Source organism: Pseudomonas lini (genome assembly GCF_001042905.1).
Taxonomy (GTDB): Bacteria; Pseudomonadota; Gammaproteobacteria; order Pseudomonadales; family Pseudomonadaceae; genus Aquipseudomonas; species Aquipseudomonas lini.
Map to the genome: position 1 here is coordinate 19,114 of NZ_JYLB01000001.1, position 21,374 is coordinate 40,487.

Here is a 21,374-nt window from a genome sequence, read left to right on the forward strand (position 1 = left end):
GACGGGGCAGGTCAAGATCAACATCAAAAGCCAAAGCAAAGCAAAGCAAAGCAAAGCAAAGCAAAGCAAAGCAAAGCAAAGCAAAACAAAACAAAACAAAACAAAACAAAACAAAACAACAGGAGCCGTTCCCACGCTCTGCGTGGGAATGCCGCCGGGGACGCTCCGCGTTCCGCTCGCGACGCAAGACTTGAGTCCTGCGCACTGGTGACGCGGAGCGTCACGGGATGCATTCCCACGCGGAGCGTGGGAACGATCAGGTGTACGCGCAGGTGTTGAGGAAGCAGGCCGGCCGGTAGGCCGCCTCGCGGTGCTTTTGCGGTACTCGCCCCTTGGTTACTTTCGCGCTTTTCGAAAGTGACTCGCTGTAAAAGCGAAACCAATAGAAGCCGATACCACAGAAATGGATATGTACTGAGCCAAAAAACAGCCCAGCGAGCAGACGCCTTCGCGAGCAACCCCGCTCCCACATTTGGATTTTCGTTGGCCCTCAGGCCATCGTTCCCTGCCGGCCTACATGCTGGCGAGCATCACTGGCAATCAACTGCCTGATCCCTTCAAACAGCTCATCACTCTGCGCCTGCGTGCAATCCTCACCCTGGCGTTTACGCAGCCCGTAATGGCTGAGAATCAGATGCACATCAGCATGCAGCCCATGCTGCTTCAAGCAGTTTTCAACGCATTGCAACGGGCAACCATCCAGCGCGAAAATCCGGCGCCCCGAGCGTGCCTTGTTGACCAGCGCCGCGACATGCCCGCCAACACCGACGATGCAGGACATTTCAGCCAGGCCGCTGCGGTCCAGTCGCACGGCCAGGGTGTTGGCCAGTTGGGCGACGTTGGAGCAACCTGAGCAGGAGTAAACCAAAGGCAGGGTTGAACGGGGCATTTGCACTCTCCGTGGGTGGACTCTGCCAGTGTGCAAGGTGCATGGCATTGCGCCTTGATGACGGTCAATTCCGGCTATTGGAAAGCCGCCAGCTCCTCTTCAGCGAGAATGCTGATATGGCGACGCTCCATGGCGATCAGGCCGCACTCCACCAGTCGATGCAAAATCCGCGAGAAGGTTTCCGGCTGAATCCCCAGCTTCGACGCCACCAGGCGTTTGGACACCTGCAAGACAATCAAACCGGTGACCGGGTGGCGTTCCTGGAACAGAAAATTGATCACCCGACGGCTCGCGCTGGCCATGGTCAAGGTATCGATGTCACGCAGACGCAGGTGCAGGTGAACGCTCATGCTCGCGAGGATCGCCAGACAGACTTTCGGCTGGTCCTCCAGGGCATTGCGGTAATGGTTGCCCTCGATACTCACCAGCACGCTGTCCTTCAGGGCCGTGGCGCTCACCGGGTAGAGACGGGTCTGGCTGAACAGCAAGGCTTCGGCAAAGGTCTGGCCGGGCTGGATGATCTCCACCAGGTTTTCCTGGCCTTCGCCGGTGAGCCGGTACAGCTTGACTTGGCCGCTGACCAGCAGGAAAAAACGCCTGGCCGGATCCCCTTGGTGCATGAGGGTGCTGTGACAGGCCAGGCGCTTGAGCATGGCCAGGCTGCAGACTTCCTCGAAGACTTTCTCCGGGAGCTGGCTGAACAGATGATGACGGCGCAACGTTAAAACGATGGAAGGGTGGGTCAGCATGGCGTACCTCCGCTGACCGTCATAGTAGAGAGCGCAGGCCAAATGACCTATGCCTCTGCAGGCCTACCTCCAAGGAGGCATGCCCCTCAGCCCGCACTGCGCAGATGCTCCATGGCCCACACTGCCGCTTCTACCCGCGAGCGCAAACCGAGTTTGTGCAGCAGGTTTTTCACGTGGACCTTGACCGTCCCTTCGGTGATGCCCAGCTTGTGCCCGATGACCTTGTTGCTGAAGCCGCTGGCGATGGTTTTCAACACTTGGCGTTCACGCTCGGTCAATTCCACCACGGCCTGGCGCGGCGGCGAGCGCAGCGCCTGGGCCATGACTTGAGTCAGGCCGGGGCTAATCACCAAGGCGCCGTTCAAGGCATCGCGGATGTACTGGATCAACAGTTCGGGTTCCATGTCCTTCAGCAGATAACCGTCGGCATCCAGGCGCAGTGCATCGCGAATATCGTCTTCGGCGTCCGACACGGTGAACAGCAGCACTTTGCCGGTGTAGTGCATTGCCCGTAATCGGCGCAGGGTTTCAATGCCATTCATTTGCGGCATGTTGTTGTCGAGCAAGACCAGATCCGGTCGAAGCGGCTCAATCAGGCCGAGTGCTTCTTCACCCTGGCTGGCTTCGCCGACGATCAGGAAATCATCTTCGAGTTCGAGCATCTGACGAATGCCGTGACGCATCATCGGGTGGTCGTCTACCAGCAGGATTCTGTGTTGTGGGGACGGGTTCATGGGGTGCTGCCTTCTGTTTGCTGCCCGAGAAATTCCGGGTGGAATTCCAGTTGGACACGGGTGCCTTGGGGTTCCCTGGAGATGATCTGCAGCTGGCCGTGCAAGCTGCGAGCCCGCTCATCCATGATGTTCAGGCCGTGGTGTTCGCGTTGGTCGACGTTGCCGCTGAAGCCGCGACCGTCGTCTTCGACCGACAACCTGACTGTCTCGCCGTCTTGGCGCAGTTGTAGCCAGGCGTTTTGCGCATGGGCGTGGCGCAAGCAGTTGGAGAGCGCCTCGCGGGTGATCTGCAGAATGTGGATTTGTTCGCTGGCCGATAGCTGAAAGGCCAGCGTGTCGACGTGCAGGTGCACCTGAAACTCCCCGCGGCGGGAAAATTCCTCGGCGGTATCCTTGAGTTCCTGCACCAGTCCCGCATCGTGAATCTGCAAACGAAAAGTCGTCAGCAACTCGCGTAACTGGCGATAGGCATTGTTCAGTCCCTCGCGCAACTCGGCGGTGACGGTTTCCAGGGTCTGGGTCGGTTCGCCACGGCGCATCAGGGTCTGCATGCGGCTGACTTGCAGCTTCATGTAGGACAGCGCCTGGGCCAGTGAATCGTGCAGCTCGCGGGCGATGATCGTGCGTTCTTCGAGCAGCAGCAGGCGATGATCCTGTTCCCGTTGGCGCTTGAGCGACAGTGAGGTGCCGATCAGGTTGGCCAGGGCCTGGATCAGTTGGGTTTCCCAGGCTTGCATGGAATGCCCGTCGACAAAGTGCGCCTTCAACTCACCCAGTTCACTGCCCTGGTTGCTGATGCTGAAGGCTTGCGGATTGGCTTTATGGTGCTTCTGGCAAGTGGCGCAGTCGCTACTGGCGCAGACTTCGCGGATATTCGCGCCATGCAGGGCCAGTAGCTGTTGGGCCGGTGCCTGCAGTTGGCCTTGCAGACACAGCGACAGGCGCAAGCCGGGCAGGCGTTGCTGGAAGCGTCGAATCAATTCATCGAGGCCTTCGGCATTGGCCAGGCGTGTGGCCAGGCTTCGGCTGCTTTGATACAGAAGCTCCAGGGCGGCATTGGCTTGTTGCAGGTTCAGGGTTTTTTGCCGGACCTGACTTTCCAGAGTGCGGTGCGACTCTTCGATCGTTTCGGCCATGGTGTTGAAACTGGTGGCCAACTGGCCCAGCTCGTCCTGGGACTGATGGTTGACCCGCACCTTGAAGTCGCCGCGACGAAAGCGCTGGGTTGCGTCCACCAACTCCTTGAGGGGCGTGACGACACCGTACTGCAACTCGTACAACCCGATCAGCAGGACAATCATGGTGGTGAACAAGGCCATGCCCTGGATCGCCTGTTGCCAGCCCTGCTTTTGTTCACTTTGACGCTGCAACAGATTGACGAACTGGTTCAGTTGCTCAACGAAGGAATGAGCCTGGACTTGAAAGGCTGCCGCATCACCGCGCTCAAGTGCCGGGCGTAAATCCTCGTTCCATTGTTGCTGGATTTGCCCATAGCTGACTTGCAGGGCGGCGGTCGGGCCATCTTCCAGCACGGCCTTGAGTGACTGGCTGGTGAGACGGGTTTGCAGGCTGTCGGTGATAGCGGCGATTTCTGAGGGCGTTGCCCCCGCGGCCAGTTTCCAGCTCAGGTGATAGGTCTCCATGCGCACCGAGCCTGCGGTGTTGATGGCGGCGGCATCGCCCTGGCTGAACCAGGCGATCAGCCCGGCGCTCAACGAACTGGCGAGCGCCAGCACGGCGATCAGGATCACCGCCAGCCCGGCGCGAGCGGGCAGGGAGCTGCGCAACCAGCGCATCATCGGCGCAGGTCCCGGAAGAATTCAGGAAAACAGAGCATGTGCAGCACCAGAGTGGGGTTTTGCCGCCGATCCCGGGCGCGCTACCTCTAAAGAGTTGTCGACTGTTCCTTGTCAGCCAAATCGACGGTGGAAAACCTTACGTACCTGATAAATAAAGGGTTTTAAGGTTTCCCTGAACTACCTCCTTAGAGGTAGACCGCACAAGCATAGGCCTATGCCCCCATGGGCTTCGTTGACATGGATCAAGTTTTTGCGGGGTTGGCCTCTCTAGTCTGCCGGCATGGCTAACTGACTGGAGAGCATTGTGAACCCACCGCGTGTACGACAAGGCTTGGTGCTGGGCATGAGCACGCTGGCCTTCACTGTGTGCTTCATGGTCTGGATGATGTTTGCCGTGCTCGGGGTACCGATCAAGGAACTGCTCCAGCTCAACGAAACCCAGTTCGGCTTGCTGGCCGCGACCCCGGTGCTGACCGGTTCGTTGGTGCGTTTGCCGCTGGGTTTGCTGACCGACCGTTTTGGCGGGCGCAGCGTGTTCTTCCTGCTGATGCTGGCCTGCGTCGCGCCGCTGTATTTGATCAGTCACGCCACCGCCTACTGGCAGTTCCTGGTGCTGGGCTTGTTCGTCGGCCTGGCCGGCGGCTCGTTCTCGGTGGGGATTGCCTACGTCGCCAAATGGTTCGACAAGGAGAATCAAGGCTTCGCCATGGGTATCTTCGGCGCCGGTAACGCCGGGGCTGCGGTGACCAAGTTTCTCGCCCCGGCACTGATTGCAGCTGGCAGCTGGCAACTGGTGCCGAAAGTCTTCAGCGCGATCCTGTTTATTACCGCGCTGTTGTTCTGGTTTCTCAGCGCCGAAAACAAGGACCACCACAGTGCCACCGGCGCCACCTTGCGTGAGCAATTGCGCTCGCTGAAAGACCCTGCGGTGTGGCGCTACTGCCAGTACTACTCGATCGTCTTCGGCGGCTACGTCGCCCTGGCCCTGTGGATGACCAAGTACTACGTGCAGGAATACGGTTTCAGCCTGCAAAGCGCGGCGCTGCTGGCGGCCTGTTTTTCCCTGCCTGGTGGCGTGCTGCGCGCCGTCGGCGGCTGGATGTCGGATCGCTGGGGTGCGCAAAGCGTGACCTGGTGGGTGTTGTGGGTCAGCTGGATCTGCTTGTTCCTGCTCTCGTATCCCCAGACCCAACTGCAAGTGCAGACCATCAACGGCCCGGTGGATTTCCACATCGGCCTGAGCCCTGCGTTGTTCACCGTGCTGCTGTTCGTCATGGGCATCGCCTTCGCGTTCGGCAAGGCCTCGGTCTTCAAATACATCGCCAATGACTACCCGAAAAACATGGGCGCAGTGTCCGGCATCGTCGGCCTCGCCGGTGGCCTGGGTGGCTTCGTGCTGCCGATCCTGTTCGGCGCCCTGGTGGACCTCACCGGCGTGCGCTCTTCCTGCTTCATGTTGATGTACGGCGTGGTCTGGGTCTCCCTCACCTGGATGTACTTCAGCGAAATACGCAAAAGCCCGGTGCTGGGTAAAGCGCCGCTGCTGACCCCGTCCCCGATTTCCAGCATTGCCCTAGGAGAAGAACATGTCCGTTCTGCAAAAGCCTGACAAAGGCCCGGTCATTCATGACTGGCGCCCCGAGGACCCCGCGTTCTGGGGAAGTAGCGGCAAACAGACCGCCACTCGCAACTTGTGGATTTCCATTCCTGCGCTGTTGTTGGCTTTTGCGGTGTGGATGGTCTGGAGCACGGTGATCGTGCGTTTGAACGCCATCGGCTTCACCTTCACCACTGACCAGCTGTTCTGGCTGGCGGCGTTGCCGGGGCTGTCCGGCGCGACCTTGCGCGTCTTCTATTCCTTTATGGTGCCGATCTTCGGTGGCCGTCGCTGGACCGCCCTGAGCACCGCGTCGCTGCTGTTGCCATCGATCTGGATGGGCTTCGCCGTGCAGGACCCGAGCACCTCGTACAGCGTGTTCGTGTTGATTGCCTTGCTCTGCGGTTTTGGTGGCGGCAACTTTGCCTCGAGCATGTCCAACATCAGCTTCTTCTATCCCAAGTCGCAGCAGGGGACAGCCCTGGGCCTCAACGCCGGGTTGGGTAACCTGGGCGTTTCGGTGATGCAGTTCTGTGTGCCGTTGGTGATTACTTTCGGGGTGTTCGGCTTCATGGGCGGCTCGCCGCAAGCACTGCCGGACGGTGGTCAGTTGTGGCTGCAGAACGCCGGTTTCATCTGGGTGCCCTTCATTGTCCTGGTGACGGTGCTGGCCTGGTTCGGCATGAATGACCTGTCCAGTGCCCGGGCTTCGTTCAGCGAGCAAGCGGTAATCTTCAAGCGCAAACACAACTGGCTGATGTGCTGGTTGTACCTGGCGACCTTCGGTTCGTTCATCGGTTTTTCCGCCGCGTTTCCGCTGCTGATCAAAACTTCCTTCCCTGACGTGATTGCCTTGAAGTTTGCCTTTCTCGGTCCACTGGTTGGCGCTCTGGTACGGCCATTGGGTGGCTGGCTGGCCGACAAGCTCGGTGGCGCGAAAGTGACCTTGTGGAACTTCGTGGCGATGATCGCGATGGTCTTCGGCGTGATGCACTTCCTGCCGCAGAACGGTACCGGCGGCAACTTCTACGGCTTCCTCGGCATGTTCATGCTGCTGTTCATCACTACTGGTGTGGGCAACGGCTCTACCTTCCGCATGATCCCGGTGATCTTCCGCACCCAGCATGAAAAAGCCTCGGCCGGGCAATCGCCGGCCATCCGCGAACAGGCCCTGAAGAACGCTGGCAAGGAGTCGGCCGCAGTGCTCGGCTTCAGTTCGGCCATGGGCGCCTTCGGTGCGTTCTTCATTCCCAAATCCTTCGGCTCTTCGATGGCCCTGACCGGCGGCCCGGAGATGGCCTTCTACATGTTCGTCGGCTTTTACCTGAGCTGCATCGTGGTGACCTGGTGGTGGTACGCGCGCAAAGGCGCCGCAACACCCTGCTGAGACGACCCGAATTCAACCATTGCGTGGGCGGGGCACAGACTCCGCGACAAAGCCTGAGAGGACTACACCGTGAGTCATTTACTGGATCAATTGCGGTTTTTCAACCGTAAGCAAAACGAGTTTTCCGACGGTCATGGAGAGACCCGCAAAGAGTCTCGCGACTGGGAGAACGTCTACCGTTCGCGCTGGCAGTACGACAAGATCGTGCGCTCCACCCACGGGGTGAACTGCACCGGCTCCTGTTCGTGGAAGATCTACGTCAAGAACGGCCTGATCACCTGGGAAACCCAGCAGACCGACTACCCGCGTACCCGTAACGACCTGCCGAACCATGAGCCCCGTGGCTGCCCGCGTGGTGCCAGTTACAGCTGGTACATCTACAGCGCCAACCGGCTCAAGTACCCGAAAATCCGCAAGCCGTTGCTCAAGCTCTGGCGCGATGCGCGGCAAACCATGGCGCCGGTGGAAGCCTGGGCCAGCATCGTCGAGGACAAGGTCAAGGCCGATTCCTATAAAAGCAAACGCGGCATGGGTGGCTTCATTCGTTCCAACTGGGAAGAAGTCAACGAGATCATTGCCGCGGCCAACGTCTACACCATCAAGCAATACGGCCCGGACCGGATCGTCGGCTTCTCGCCGATTCCGGCCATGTCGATGGTCAGCTATGCGGCCGGTTCGCGTTACCTGTCGCTGATCGGCGGCGCCTGCCTGAGTTTCTACGACTGGTACTGCGACTTGCCACCGGCCTCGCCGATGGTCTGGGGCGAGCAGACCGACGTGCCGGAATCGGCCGACTGGTACAACTCCAACTACATCATTGCCTGGGGCTCCAACGTCCCGCAGACCCGTACTCCCGACGCGCACTTCTTCACCGAAGTCCGTTACAAAGGCACCAAGACTGTCGCGATCACTCCGGACTACTCGGAAGTCGCCAAGCTCACCGACCTGTGGCTGAACCCTAAGCAGGGCACCGATGCGGCGCTGGCCCAAGCGTTCAATCATGTGATCTTCAAAGAGTTCCACCTGGACAAACCGAGCGCCTATTTCACTGACTACGCCAAGCGCTTCACCGATCTGCCGGTGTTGGTGCTGCTCAAGCAAATGGTCGACAAGGCACCGGGCGCCGGTTACCAGCCGGACCGCTTCCTGCGCGCCAGCGACTTGACCGACAACCTCGGCCAGGAAAACAACCCGGAATGGAAAACCATCGCCCTCGATGTCAGCGGCGAACTGGTGTCCCCTCAGGGCTCCATCGGTTATCGCTGGGGCGAGAAGGGCAAGTGGAACATCCTGCCCCGTGAAGGCGGCGAAGGCCGTGAGATCGATCTGAAACTGAGCCTGATCGGCGATGACGTCGCCGAAGTGGCGTTCCCGTATTTTGCCGGTGAGTCTCACGAGCACTTCCAGCACGTGGCCGGCGATGCCGTGCAATACCGCCGCGTGCCGGTGCATAACGTGGTGCTGGCGGACGGCAGCGTGGCCAAAGTCGCCACCGTGTTCGACCTGTCGGCCGCCAACCTGGCCATTGATCGCGGCCTCGGTGGCGAAAACGTCGCCAAGGATTACGACGACGCTTCCGTGCCCGGCACCCCGGCCTGGCAAGAGCAGATCACCGGCGTCAGCCGCGAGAAAGCGATCCAGATTGCCCGTGAGTTCGCCGACAACGCCGACAAGACCAAGGGTCGCTCGATGATCATCGTCGGCGCGGCGATGAACCACTGGTACCACATGGACATGAACTACCGCGGGCTGATCAACATGCTCATGCTCTGCGGGTGTGTCGGCCAGACCGGTGGCGGTTGGGCGCACTATGTTGGTCAGGAAAAACTCCGTCCGCAATGCGGCTGGCTGCCCCTGGCGTTCGGCCTGGACTGGAACCGTCCGCCTCGCCAAATGAACGGCACCAGCTTCTTCTACGCCCACAGTTCGCAATGGCGCCACGAGAAGATGAGCATGCACGACGTGCTCTCGCCGCTGGCCGATAAATCACAATTTCCCGAGCATGCCCTGGACTACAACATCCGCGCCGAACGCGCCGGCTGGTTGCCCAGCGCACCGCAACTCAACACTAACCCTTTGCACATTTGCCGCGATGCAGCTGCGGCCGGCATGGACCCGAAAGACTACGTGGTCAAGTCGCTGCAGGACGGTTCGCTGCGCTTCTCCTGCGAACAGCCGGACAGCCCGGTCAACTTCCCGCGCAACATGTTCATCTGGCGTTCCAACCTGCTGGGCTCCTCGGGCAAGGGCCACGAGTACATGCTCAAGTACCTGCTGGGCACTAAAAACGGGGTGATGAACGAAGACATCGGCCAGGTAGGCGATTGCAAACCCGAAGAAGCCGAATGGGTGGACGAGGGCGCCATCGGCAAGCTCGACCTGGTCACCACGCTGGACTTCCGCATGTCCTCGACCTGCGTCTATTCCGACATCGTCTTGCCGACCGCGACCTGGTATGAAAAAGACGACATGAACACCTCGGACATGCACCCGTTCATTCACCCGTTGTCGGCCGCCATCGACCCGGCATGGGAATCGCGTTCCGACTGGGAAATCTACAAAGGCATCGCCAAGGCGTTTTCCAGCATGTCCGAAGGGCATCTGGGCGTTGAAAAGGACCTGGTGACCATCCCGCTGATGCACGACAGCGTCGGCGAACTGGCCCAACCGTTTGGCGGCACCGACTGGAAAAGCGACGGCGTGGCACCGGTGCCGGGCAAAAACGCACCGAACCTGCATGTGGTGGAGCGTGACTACCCGAACATCTACAAACAGTTCTCGTCCCTCGGGCCATTGCTGGAAAAACACGGCAACGGCGGCAAAGGCATCAACTGGAACACCGAAGACGAAGTGAAATTCCTCGGTGAACTCAATCACAAAGAAGGCGATGCCGGTATTAGTCACGGCCGTCCGAAAATCGACACGGCCATCGACGCCGCCGAAGTGATTCTGTCGCTGGCGCCGGAAACCAATGGCCAAGTGGCGGTCAAGGCCTGGGCCGCGTTGTCGGAATTCACCGGCATCGACCACAGTCACCTGGCGCTGTCCAAGGCCCACGAGGCGATTCGTTTCCGCGACATTCAGGCACAGCCGCGCAAGATCATTTCCAGCCCGACCTGGTCGGGTCTCGAAGACGATCACGTCAGCTACAACGCCGGCTACACCAACGTTCACGAAGGGATCCCATGGCGCACCATCACCGGTCGCCAGCAGTTCTACCAGGATCACCCGTGGATGCAGGCGTTCGGCGAGCAACTGATGAGTTATCGCCCGCCGGTTAACACCCGCACCATCGAAGGAGTGAAAGGCAAGCGCAGCAACGGCCACAAGGAAATCGTCCTGAACTGGATCACTCCGCACCAGAAGTGGGGCATCCACAGCACCTACAGCGACAACCTGCTGATGCTCACCCTCAGCCGTGGCGGGCCGATTGTCTGGCTCTCGGAGAACGACGCGAAAAGCGCCGGTATCGAGGACAACGACTGGATCGAGTGCTTCAACGTCAACGGTGCACTGACCGCCCGGGCGGTGGTCAGCCAGCGCGTCAAGGACGGCATGGTGATGATGTATCACGCACAGGAACGGATCGTGAACGTGCCAGGTTCGGAAACCACCAAGACCCGTGGCGGCCACCACAACTCGGTCACCCGCGTCGTGCTCAAACCGACCCACATGATCGGCGGCTATGCCCAGCAGGCCTACGGTTTCAACTATTACGGCACGGTCGGTTGCAACCGCGATGAATTCGTCGTGGTGCGCAAAATGTCCAAAGTCGACTGGCTCGATGGTTCAAGTGGCGATGACCTGCCACGTCCGCTGCCGACCGATATCGAGGAGAACTGAGATGAAGATTCGCTCACAAATCGGCATGGTTCTGAACCTGGACAAGTGCATCGGTTGCCACACCTGTTCGATCACCTGCAAAAACGTCTGGACCAGCCGCGAAGGCATGGAATACGCCTGGTTCAACAACGTCGAATCGAAACCCGGGATCGGCTACCCGAAAGAATGGGAAAACCAGGACAAGTGGAAGGGCGGCTGGATCCGCAACGCCAACGGCACGATCAACCCGCGCATCGGCGGTAAATTTCGCGTGTTGGCGAACATTTTTGCCAACCCGGATCTGCCGAGCCTCGACGATTACTACGAGCCCTTCGACTTCGATTACCAGCACCTGCACACCGCGCCGCTGGGCGAGCATCAGCCCACTGCACGTCCGCGTTCGCTGATCTCCGGCAAGCGCATGGAAAAAATCGAGTGGGGCCCGAACTGGGAAGAAATCCTCGGCACCGAATTCGCCAAGCGTCGCAAGGACAAGAACTTCGACAAGATTCAGGCGGACATTTACGGCGAATACGAAAACACTTTCATGATGTATTTGCCGCGCCTGTGCGAGCACTGCCTCAACCCGACGTGCGCCGCGTCGTGCCCGAGCGGGGCGATCTACAAGCGTGAAGAAGACGGCATCGTCCTGATCGACCAGGAGAAATGCCGTGGCTGGCGGATGTGCATCAGCGGCTGCCCGTACAAGAAAATCTACTTCAACTGGAAGAGCGGCAAGTCCGAGAAATGCATCTTCTGCTATCCGCGGATCGAAGCCGGGATGCCGACTGTTTGCGCCGAAACCTGCGTCGGGCGCATTCGTTACCTCGGTGTGCTGCTGTATGACGCCGACCGCATCAGCGAAGTGGCGAGCACCGCCAATGAGCAGGACCTGTACGAGAAACAACTGGAGATCTTCCTCGACCCGAACGACCCGGCAGTGATTCGTCAGGCTCTGGCCGATGGCGTACCGCAGTCGGTGATCGATTCAGCCCAGCGTTCGCCGGTCTACAAAATGGCCGTCGACTGGAAACTGGCACTGCCGCTGCACCCGGAATACCGCACCTTGCCGATGGTCTGGTACGTACCGCCGCTGTCGCCGATCCAGAACGCCGCCACTGCCGGCACCGTCGGTATGAACGGAGTGATTCCGGACGTCGACAGCCTGCGTATTCCACTGAAGTACCTGGCCAACCTGCTGACCGCCGGCGATGAAAAACCGGTCAAGCGTGCGCTTAAGCGCTTGCTGGCGATGCGCGCCTACAAACGTTCCGAGCAAGTCGATGGCGTTCAGGACCTGCAAGTACTCAAGGATGTTGGCTTGAGCGTGGCGCAGGTCGAGGAGATGTATCGCTACCTGGCGATCGCCAACTATGAAGACCGCTTTGTGGTACCGAGCGCGCACCGTGAAGACGCCATGAGTGACGCCTTTGCCGAGCGCTCCGGTTGCGGCTTCAGTTTCGGCAGCGGCTGCAGCGGCAGTTCCGACACCAACATGTTCGGTGCGAAGAAAGCCAACCGCCGCGACATCCTGAAAACCGTCCAGTTGTGGGAGGAATGAGCATGCAAATTCTCAAAGTGATTTCGCTGCTGCTCGATTACCCGACCGAGACGCTGATTGGCGGTCGCGACGAACTGGAGCAAGCGATTATCCAGTCACGGGAAATCAGCCCCAAGCAACGCGGCGCGTTATTCGAATTGCTCGAGCTGATCTGCGGCAATGACCTGATGGACGGGCAGGAGCACTACGGTGCGCTGTTCGGCCGAGGTCGCTCGCTGTCGCTGCTGTTGTTTGAACATGTGCACGGCGAATCCCGCGACCGTGGCCAGGCGATGGTCGACATGATGGCGCAATACGAAGAAGCCGGTTTTGCCATCGGCGTCAAAGAGCTGCCGGACTATATCCCGCTGTACCTGGAGTTCCTGTCCACCCGCGAAGACATCGAGGCCCGCGAGGGCCTGGCGGATGTTTCGCACTTGCTGGCCTTGCTCGCCGCACGCCTGGAAGAGCGCGAAAGCGCCTATGCCAGTTGCTTCCGCGCGCTGCTGCAAATCGCCGGGGCCGAACCGCATCAGGCGGTCGCCGACCTGCGAGCGCAGGTGGCTGCGGAACCGCGCGACGACTCCCTCGAAGCCCTCGACAAGATCTGGGAAGAGGAGGCCGTGGACTTTCTCCAGGCCGAACAGCAGGACCGTTGCAGTGGACTGCCAAGCGCACCGGGCAAGGCTCGGGAAGAAAGCGCGGTGCCGTTGCACTGGGTGGATTTTCAGCATGAAGGGTTGGCCGCCGCGCCAGCCAAGGAGGTCGGTAATGTCTAAATGGAATCTGTTGTTGTTCGGGATTTATCCCTACGTCGCTTTGGCCATTTGCCTGATTGGCAGCTGGGCCCGCTTCGACCTGTCGCAATACAGCTGGAAGGCAGGTTCGAGCCAGATGCTCAACCAACGCGGCATGCGCGTGGCGAGCAACCTCTTTCACATCGGTGTGCTGTTCGTGCTGGCCGGGCACTTCGTTGGGCTGCTGACGCCTGCGTCGGTCTATCACCACGTGATCAGCACTGAGAACAAGCAGTTGCTGGCGATGGTGTCCGGTGGATTTTTCGGCTTGTTGTGCCTGATCGGCTTGCTGATGCTGGTCAATCGGCGGCTCACCGACCCTCGGGTACGTGCCACCTCCAGCCCTTCGGACATCCTGATTTTGCTGGTGCTGCTGGCGCAGTTGCTGCTCGGTCTGCTGACGATTGCGGCGTCCACCGCGCATATGGATGGCTCGGTAATGGTGATGCTCGCCGATTGGGCGCAGAACACCGTGCTGTTGCGGCCGATGGAAGCGGCGGCGGCCATCGCGCCGGTCGGGCTGACCTACAAGCTGCACGTGTTTCTCGGTTTGACCCTGTTTGTGCTGTTCCCCTTCACCCGTCTCGTACACATGATCAGTGCACCGATCTGGTACCTGGGGCGTCGTTATCAAATCGTTCGTCAGAAGTACTGAGGAGACAGTCATGTCAGGTGGATGTGGATGTGGTGGTGGTAACGGCGGCAGCGGTGGCTGCGGATCTTCGAAAAAAGCCCGGGACGTTCTCGACATCGCGCCAGTCGCAGAGGCGCAGTTTGAAGCACTCCCGGTTGAGCCTGCGGCTGCCGATGACGCCCCGGCGCAGTTGATCGCCAGTAGCGAGCAGGAGTGGCCGATCATCAGCGTCAACGAGGTGTCGATCACCCCGGAAGCGATGGCCCAGGAGCTGCAATATCATCCGGCCGAAAGCCGCGAGGAAGCGGTGTACCTGGCCGCCAAGGCGTTGGTGATCCGCGAGTTGTTGCAGCAGCGCATCGCCGAACTCGGCGTGTCGATGGAGATCGGTGCCGGCGAGAACGAAGAAGAAGCGGCCACGCGCTTGTTGCTCGAACGCGAGGTGCACGTGCCTCAGTGCGATGAGGAAACCAGTCTGCGCTACTACGAAAACAATCGTGGGCGCTTTCACAGCGCACCGTTGCTGGCGGTTCGGCACATCCTGCTCGAGTGTGCGCCGGATGATGTCGAGGCGCGCGCCGTTGCGCATGATCAGGCGGAAGTTCTGCTGCAACGTCTGGAAGATTTTCCCGGCAGTTTCGCCGAGCTGGCCGTGAAGTATTCGGCCTGTCCGTCGAAGGCTCAAGGCGGTTCCCTGGGGCAAATCAGCAAGGGCCAGACCGTGCCCGAACTGGAGCGTCAGCTGTTCACTCTGGCGCCGGGCCTGGCCAGCAAACCGCTGGAAAGTCGCTACGGCTGGCATGTGGTCAGTGTCGATCAGCGGATCGAAGGCATGCCGTTGCCCTATGAAGTGGTGTCGACGGCGATCCGTACGCAGTTGCAGCAAGGCGTCTGGCAAAAAGCGCTGGTGCAGTACCTGCAAACCCTGATCGGTGCGGCGGATATTCGCGGCATCCACTTGCAGGGCGCCGACTCACCGCTGGTGCAGTGAGCATCGAGGCAAACCGGGAGATGTGATGAACGCTGTAATGCAGGATGGCTTTGGACGGCAGATCGATTATCTGCGGATGTCGGTGACGGACCGTTGTGATTTTCGCTGTGTGTATTGCATGGCGAAAAACATGACCTTCCTGCCGCGTCAGCAGGTGCTCACGCTGGAAGAGTTGCAACGTCTGGCAACGCTGTTCGTCGGGTTGGGCGTACGCAAAATCCGTCTGACTGGCGGCGAACCGCTGATTCGTCCGGGCATTGTCGAACTGTGCCGCAACATCGCCGCGCTACCCGGTTTGCGCGAACTGGTAATGACCAGCAACGGCTCGCAACTGGGTCGTCTGGCCCGGCCATTGGCGGAGGCGGGGGTCAAGCGTATGAACATCAGCCTCGATAGCCTGGACGGGCAGAAATTCCGTGCGATCACCCGCATCGGCGATCTCGATCAGGTGCTCAACGGCATTGAGGCAGCACGGGACGCGGGGTTTGAACGGATAAAGCTCAACTGCGTGGTGATGAAAGGGCGCAACTTCGATGAAGTCCCGGCGTTGGTGCAATACGCCATCGATCAGCGCATCGATATCAGCTTTATCGAAGAAATGCCCTTGGGCGACGTCGGACGTTCCCGGGGCGAATCGTTTTGTTCCAGCGACGAAGTGCGGGCGCTGATCGCCAGCCAGCATCGGTTACTCGACAGCACTGAAAACAGCGGCGGACCGGCGCGCTACGTGCGCCTGGAGCGCCATCCCGATACCCGGATCGGTTTCATTTCGCCCAACAGCCACAATTTTTGTGGCAGCTGTAATCGGGTGCGGATGACTGTTGAAGGGAAGCTGTTGCTGTGTCTGGGGCAGGAGGACGCGCTGGATTTAAGAGGATTGTTGCGGCGTTATCCGCTGGATGATCAGCCCGTGATCAATGCCGTGCAGAAGGCCTTGCGCGGCAAGCCGTTGCGCCACGACTTCAGCCCCGAAGGGGAGGTGCAGATAGTGCGGTTCATGAACATGAGTGGCGGTTGAGCTGTCTTGCACGATTCAAAAAATACAACCAATCCATGTGGGAGCGGGCTTGCCCGCGAAGAGGCCATCACATCCAACATCAATGTTGACTGATAGACCGCCATCGCGGGCAAGCCCGCTCCCACATGGGACCCGCGCTTGTCACAGATTCACCGCCAAATCTTGATATCGATCAATTGCAGATCAGCCCTTTGTCCGTAGTCTTCACTGCATGTTGTGTTTGTTTGCCTATAAACATCTATATGTAGTATCTGGAGGCCGAATGCAGAGCACGCTGATCTCAGTAGGATGTAACCGCTTGCACAAGCGCGATGGCAGTCTGGTCGCCTTCGATGCCGACAAAATCCGTCAGGCATTGATCGCTGCCGGCAAGGCAACCGGGGAGTACACCGAGGTTGAGGTTGAAGGTTTGCTTCAGGCGGTACTCGCTCGGCTGGACGGACTGCCAAGGCTGCATGTCGAGCAGATCCAGGACCGTGTCGAACGGGTGTTGATGGACGCCGGTTTCTTCTTCGCCATGCGCGCCTACATCGTCTACCGCGAACAACACGGACGTTTGCGTCGCGACCGCCGGACCATGGTCGAAGTGGCGACTTCGATGAACGAGTACCTGGACCGTGAAGACTGGCGGGTCCAGGCCAACGCCAATCAGGGCTACTCACTGGGCGGGCTGGTGTTGAACGTATCGGGCAAAGTCACTGCCAATTACTGGCTGGACGAGGTGTACAACGAGGCCATCGGCCAGGCACACCGCGAGGCGGATTTGCATGTGCACGACTTGGACATGCTCGCCGGTTACTGCGCCGGCTGGTCGCTGCGCACTCTGTTGCACGAGGGGCTCAACGGTGTGCCGGGGCGTGTCGAAGCCGGTCCGCCGAAGCACTTGAGCAGCGCGCTGGGGCAAATGGTGAATTTCCTCGGCACCCTGCAAAACGAATGGGCCGGTGCCCAGGCATTCAGCTCGTTCGACACCTACCTCGCGCCCTATGTGCGCAAGGACCAGCTGAGTTATCAGGAGGTGCGCCAGGCGATCCAGGAGTTCATCTACAACCTCAACGTACCCTCGCGCTGGGGCACCCAGACGCCGTTCACCAACCTGACCTTTGATTGGGTGTGCCCGCAAGATTTGCGTGAGCAGATACCCGTCATCGGCGGGGAGGAAATGCCGTTTGCCTATGGCGACCTGCAAGTCGAAATGGACCTGCTCAACCGCGCCTACATCGAGGTGATGCAGGCTGGCGATGCGAAAGGGCGAGTGTTCACCTTTCCGATCCCGACCTACAACATCACCCATGATTTTCCGTGGGACAGTGAAAACGCCGACCGCTTGTTCGAGATGACCGCGCGTTACGGTTTGCCTTACTTCCAGAACTTCCTCAATTCGGATCTGCAGCCCAATCAGGTGCGCTCGATGTGCTGCCGGTTACAGCTGGATGTGCGCGAGTTGCTCAAGCGCGGCGGCGGTTTGTTCGGTTCGGCGGAACAGACTGGGTCACTCGGCGTGGTGACCATCAACTGCGCGCGGTTGGGCTATGTGTTCAAGGGCAACACCAGTGGTTTGTTGCAGCGCCTGGACACACTGATGGAACTGGCGATGGAGAGCCTGGAGGTCAAGCGCAAAGTCATTCAGCACCACATGGATGCCGGTTTGTACCCGTACACCAAGCGTTACCTCGGGACCCTGCGCAACCATTTCTCCACCATCGGCCTCAACGGTATGCATGAAATGCTGCGCAATTTCACCGGCGACGAGGAGGGCATGCACACCGAACAGGGCCGCAAGTTTGCCCTGAATATGCTCGACCATGTACGCGCTACGTTGCTGCGTTTCCAGGAAGAAACCGGTCACATGTACAACCTGGAAGCAACACCGGCAGAAGGCACCACTTACCGCTTCGCCAAGGAAGACCTCAAGCGTTATCCGGACATTCTCCAGGCCGGCAGTGTGCAGGCGCCGTATTACACCAACTCCTCGCAACTGCCCGTGGGCTACACCGAAGATCCCTTCGAAGCCCTGGAACTTCAAGACGAACTGCAATGCAAATACACCGGCGGCACGGTCCTGCACCTGTACATGGCCGAGCGAATTTCCTCGACCGAGGCCTGCAAGCAACTGGTGCGAAAAGCCCTTGGCCGCTTCCGCCTGCCATACCTGACCGTGACTCCGACCTTTTCCATCTGCCCGGTGCACGGCTACCTCGATGGCGAACATGAGTTCTGCCCCAAATGCGACGAGGTCCTGCTGCTGCAAGAACAGAAGGCCGGCGCCGCTCATTGATTTCGATCCACTCAACCGCAAGGAGCTTCACCATGACTGCATCGCAAACACTGCCCCAGGCTCAACGTCAACGCTGCGAAGTCTGGACCCGGGTGATGGGCTATCACCGTCCTGTGTCGGCGTTCAATCCGGGCAAACAATCGGAGCACCTTGAGCGGGTGCACTTCACTGAAAGCGCGGCACTGGCCGGGCGCCAATGAGTCGAATGCTTCGGGTCGGGGGCATGGTGCCCCTGACCACTATCGACTATCCGGGACAGCTCGCCTGCGTGCTGTTTTGCCAGGGTTGCGCCTGGCGTTGTCGTTACTGCCATAACCCGCAGTTGATCCCGCCTCGTGGCACAGACGAAGTGGATTGGCGGCGGGTGTTGGCGTTTCTGCAACGGCGTCAGGACCTGCTTGATGCCGTGGTGTTCAGCGGCGGTGAACCGACTCTGCAGGACGGTTTGCTTGGCGCCATGGATGAAGTGCGGGACATGGGATTTCGCATCGGCTTGCACAGCGCCGGCATCAAGCCGGCCGCGTTCGCCAAGGCACTGACCGGTGCGGATTGGGTCGGTTTCGATGTCAAGGCGTTGCCCGAGGATTGCCAGGCCATCACCCGGGTCGAAGGCAGCGGGACCGCCAACTGGCGCAGCCTCGAGCATCTGCTGGCCAGTGGTGTCGACTACGAATGTCGCACCACCGTGCATTGGCATCTGTTCGAACCGGCGCGTCTGCTGATCCTGGCCAAACGCTTGAATGCGCTTGGCGTCAAACGCTTCGCCGTGCAACTGGTTCGCACCGAGCGGATGTTCGATCCGCTGTTGCCGAGCGTTTCGGCTCAAGCGTTGCTGCCAGAGTTGTGGGAGGCCATGCGCGAGTTGTTTCCAGCCTTCGTGTTGCGGGGGTAACGGGGGCTGGGGAACTCAAGCCCAGCCCCAGAATTGCAACCACCAGCCAAATCCCACCATGCCTTCAGCCAGGAGCAGGCAAGCGATGGCGGACCCGCGTCGCACCTGGGAAAGACCTTCGCGGCTCAGCCGTTTCCAACCCAGTAGCAGGCTCCAGCCCATCGCGGCCAATAACAGACAGGCCCTGGCCGGTTGCACCCACTCCAGCAGCAGACCTTCATAACGCAGTAATTTGACGGTGGTGGCCGACAGCCCGAGAAACAGTCCGGCACCCCCCAGGGGCGTGAGTGTCAGCGCCAAGGGCCAATACAGTGTGCGATCTCGCGCCAGTCGGGCCGTCAGGCGCAGGAGCAGCATCAACGCCGTGCCGAGCACGATCGAACTCAAGCTCAGGTAAGCGACGATACTGAAACCGTCGAGCCAGCTGAAGCTGTCGTTGAGTTGCGGGTAATGGGTCAGCAGCCACCAGGGAGCATTGTCCTGCAGGGCCCAGAGTTGGTTGTGTTCGACCAGCCACTCGGCCAGGGATTGTTTGAGGGCGACAAACCATGGGCTGACCGTCCACTGAAACGCGCCCATGGCCAAACCGATCACGCCGAACAGCAGCAAGCGCGTATCCCAAGGGGACAGCGTCTGCGCCGTCGCGTGAAGAATCTCCTGATTGCTGGAGCGGGCGATCAGCTGAACGGCCCCGCGTTGCCCGCTGCAGCGTCCGCAGGCGTGGCAATCACTGGCGCCTTGCAGGCGGCGGATGTCGAGCAGGGGGGCGCAGTTGGGCGGCGGCAGGCGTGGTGCGGCATTTTCTAGCCAGCGTTGTTCATCGACCTGAAAGTGCACCGGGGCGAGCCGGGCGAGTAGGGCGAAGACGCCGCTGACCGGGCACAGGTAACGGCACCAGACTCGCTTGCCCCGGGCGAACAACAACCCGACGACGACCGCTGCGACGGTCGAACCGCCCAGAATCAACAGCGCGGCCTGGGCGTAGTCATAGACGCTGATCAACTGGCCGTAGAGGGTCGTCAGGCAGAACGCCAAGGTAGGCCAGCCGCCCCAGCGCAACCAGCGCGGCACACCCAGGCCTTTACCGTAATGGCTGGCCCATTCGCTGAGCGAACCTTCCGGGCACAGAACGCCACACCAGAGTCGGCCGAAGAACACCATCGACAGCAACACGAACGGCCACCAGATTCCCCAGAATAGAAACTGCGCGAGCAAGGTCAGGTTGTCGAGTATCCGTGCCTGGCTGTCCGGTAGCGGCAACAGCACCGGGGTCACCAACAGCACCGCATAAAACACTACAACAGCCCACTGTGCTGCACGGATGACGGGCGCATGACGACGCATCCCGTCGCCCAGTCGTTGGAGCCATCGATTGCGCCGGCTCAGGTCGGGCATGGCAGGTTTTCCGCAGTCCGTTGCCGTAGCCAGCCGCCGACGGCCAGCCAATAACCGACCCACACCAACAAGGTCAGGCCACTGGGGCTTGCCCGATAACCGGCGAACCCGGCAAGGAAGCCACCCAATCCATGGCTGTCGCTCAGCAACGTGCTGCTGTCCCAAAGCGCTTCGCCAACGAGGCTGTAAACCACGTCCGGCAAATCAAGGGCGAGCAATTGGCCGCCGATTCGCTCGGTGCCGCTGACCAGCAACGCCGCGCCGAGCATGAGCAAGATGACTTCGCTGATGGCAAAAAATCGTTGCCATGAAATGAATCGGCGACTGCTGTGCAGCAGCGTAATGGTCAGCGCCGACATCACCAGCCCCAACACGCCGCCGACGGCGAACAAACCGAGCTGCGGACCTCGCAACCGGGCACCGGCGCCATAGAGAAATACCACCGTTTCGCTGCCTTCGCGGCTGATCGCGAGCATGGCCAGCAGTAATAGACCTGCGCCACCTTGTCGAGCCAGGTGGCTATCGGCGTGTCGTCGCAAATCGTGATTGAGGCTGCGCCCGTGACGACGCATCCAGCTCACCATCTGCACCATCAACAAGCTGGCAACCAATGCAAGTGCGGCCTGGAACCATTCACTGGCTGACCCGCTCATGGCCTCACCGGCAAACAGAATCAACACCGCCAGCAGGCCCGAGAGCATCAACCCCAGCACCACACCCGCCCAGAGGCATTTGACCAGACGATTAGGTTGGCCTTGCTGGCTGGCCCAAACCTGGAGAATACCGATCACCAGTAACGCCTCGACACTTTCGCGCCAGACGATGAACATTGATTGATTCATGGAAGCTCCG

Annotated in this window: 17 protein-coding genes; 11 read left to right on the top strand and 6 right to left on the bottom strand. The window is 60.1% G+C overall.

Annotation, left to right across the window (positions count from 1 at the left end):
- Nucleotides 1–490 precede the first annotated feature (490 nt).
- The 4 genes from TU81_RS00095 to TU81_RS00110 all read right to left on the bottom strand — a co-directional run bounded on the left by TU81_RS00095 (nucleotide 491) and on the right by TU81_RS00110 (nucleotide 4,171).
- A complete protein-coding gene (locus tag TU81_RS00095; protein WP_048392495.1) occupies nucleotides 491–889 on the bottom strand; it encodes a putative zinc-binding protein in 399 nt (132 codons plus the stop codon).
- A gap of 74 nt (nucleotides 890–963) precedes the next feature.
- Complete coding sequence (locus tag TU81_RS00100) at nucleotides 964–1,638, bottom strand: Crp/Fnr family transcriptional regulator (protein WP_048392497.1); 675 nt, start codon at nucleotides 1,636–1,638, stop codon at nucleotides 964–966.
- 86 nt (nucleotides 1,639–1,724) lie between these two features.
- Nucleotides 1,725–2,372, bottom strand: coding sequence for a two-component system response regulator NarL (gene narL / locus TU81_RS00105; RefSeq protein ID WP_048392499.1), 648 nt, complete (start codon nucleotides 2,370–2,372; stop codon nucleotides 1,725–1,727).
- The gene (locus TU81_RS00110; RefSeq protein ID WP_048392501.1) at nucleotides 2,369–4,171 is read right to left on the bottom strand and encodes a HAMP domain-containing protein; all 1,803 of its coding nucleotides are present in this window, start codon (nucleotides 4,169–4,171) and stop codon (nucleotides 2,369–2,371) included. The genes narL and TU81_RS00110 overlap by 4 nt, the downstream gene beginning before the upstream one ends.
- Before the next feature lie 304 nt (nucleotides 4,172–4,475).
- Between TU81_RS00110 and TU81_RS00115 the strand changes: the two genes are divergently transcribed.
- From TU81_RS00115 to TU81_RS00165, 11 genes are all read left to right on the top strand, one after another.
- On the top strand, nucleotides 4,476–5,780 hold the full coding sequence (locus TU81_RS00115) for an MFS transporter (protein WP_038982849.1): 1,305 nt from the start codon (nucleotides 4,476–4,478) through the stop codon (nucleotides 5,778–5,780).
- Nucleotides 5,758–7,155, top strand: a complete 1,398-nt coding sequence (locus TU81_RS00120; RefSeq protein ID WP_048392503.1) for a NarK family nitrate/nitrite MFS transporter — start codon at nucleotides 5,758–5,760, stop codon at nucleotides 7,153–7,155. Before TU81_RS00115 ends, TU81_RS00120 begins: the two co-directional genes overlap by 23 nt.
- A gap of 69 nt (nucleotides 7,156–7,224) precedes the next feature.
- Nucleotides 7,225–10,998 (top strand): nitrate reductase subunit alpha, encoded by a 3,774-nt coding sequence (locus tag TU81_RS00125; protein WP_048392505.1) that lies wholly within the window; start codon nucleotides 7,225–7,227, stop codon nucleotides 10,996–10,998.
- 1 nt (nucleotide 10,999) lies between these two features.
- Nucleotides 11,000–12,538: a nitrate reductase subunit beta gene (gene narH / locus TU81_RS00130; RefSeq protein WP_038982852.1), complete on the top strand. Its 1,539-nt coding sequence runs from the start codon at nucleotides 11,000–11,002 to the stop codon at nucleotides 12,536–12,538.
- A 2-nt stretch (nucleotides 12,539–12,540) separates the two neighbouring features.
- Nucleotides 12,541–13,296: a nitrate reductase molybdenum cofactor assembly chaperone gene (narJ, locus tag TU81_RS00135; RefSeq protein WP_048392506.1), complete on the top strand. Its 756-nt coding sequence runs from the start codon at nucleotides 12,541–12,543 to the stop codon at nucleotides 13,294–13,296.
- Nucleotides 13,289–13,969: a respiratory nitrate reductase subunit gamma gene (narI, locus tag TU81_RS00140; RefSeq protein ID WP_048392509.1), complete on the top strand. Its 681-nt coding sequence runs from the start codon at nucleotides 13,289–13,291 to the stop codon at nucleotides 13,967–13,969. The genes narJ and narI overlap by 8 nt, the downstream gene beginning before the upstream one ends.
- Nucleotides 13,970–13,979: 10 nt before the next feature.
- Nucleotides 13,980–14,939 carry a peptidylprolyl isomerase gene (locus tag TU81_RS00145; protein WP_048392512.1) on the top strand — a complete coding sequence of 320 codons (960 nt, stop codon included), beginning with the start codon at nucleotides 13,980–13,982 and terminating at the stop codon, nucleotides 14,937–14,939.
- 25 nt (nucleotides 14,940–14,964) lie between these two features.
- Nucleotides 14,965–15,957, top strand: a complete 993-nt coding sequence (moaA, locus tag TU81_RS00150; RefSeq protein ID WP_038982858.1) for a GTP 3',8-cyclase MoaA — start codon at nucleotides 14,965–14,967, stop codon at nucleotides 15,955–15,957.
- Between the two features lie 262 nt (nucleotides 15,958–16,219).
- On the top strand, nucleotides 16,220–18,235 hold the full coding sequence (locus TU81_RS00155; protein WP_048392519.1) for a ribonucleoside triphosphate reductase: 2,016 nt from the start codon (nucleotides 16,220–16,222) through the stop codon (nucleotides 18,233–18,235).
- A 32-nt stretch (nucleotides 18,236–18,267) separates the two neighbouring features.
- Entirely contained in the window at nucleotides 18,268–18,435 is a 168-nt protein-coding gene (gene nrdD / locus TU81_RS30905; RefSeq protein ID WP_048392521.1) for an anaerobic ribonucleoside-triphosphate reductase, read from the top strand.
- Complete coding sequence (locus TU81_RS00165; protein ID WP_173667524.1) at nucleotides 18,432–19,127, top strand: anaerobic ribonucleoside-triphosphate reductase activating protein; 696 nt, start codon at nucleotides 18,432–18,434, stop codon at nucleotides 19,125–19,127. Before nrdD ends, TU81_RS00165 begins: the two co-directional genes overlap by 4 nt.
- 15 nt (nucleotides 19,128–19,142) lie before the next feature.
- Here the strand turns inward: TU81_RS00165 and TU81_RS00170 are convergent, their stop codons facing one another.
- Both TU81_RS00170 and TU81_RS00175 read right to left on the bottom strand, forming a co-directional pair.
- The gene (locus TU81_RS00170) at nucleotides 19,143–20,522 is read right to left on the bottom strand and encodes a 4Fe-4S binding protein (RefSeq protein ID WP_048392525.1); all 1,380 of its coding nucleotides are present in this window, start codon (nucleotides 20,520–20,522) and stop codon (nucleotides 19,143–19,145) included.
- Nucleotides 20,510–21,364: an FTR1 family iron permease gene (locus tag TU81_RS00175; RefSeq protein ID WP_048392527.1), complete on the bottom strand. Its 855-nt coding sequence runs from the start codon at nucleotides 21,362–21,364 to the stop codon at nucleotides 20,510–20,512. The genes TU81_RS00170 and TU81_RS00175 overlap by 13 nt, the downstream gene beginning before the upstream one ends.
- Between the last annotated feature and the right edge of the window lie 10 nt (nucleotides 21,365–21,374).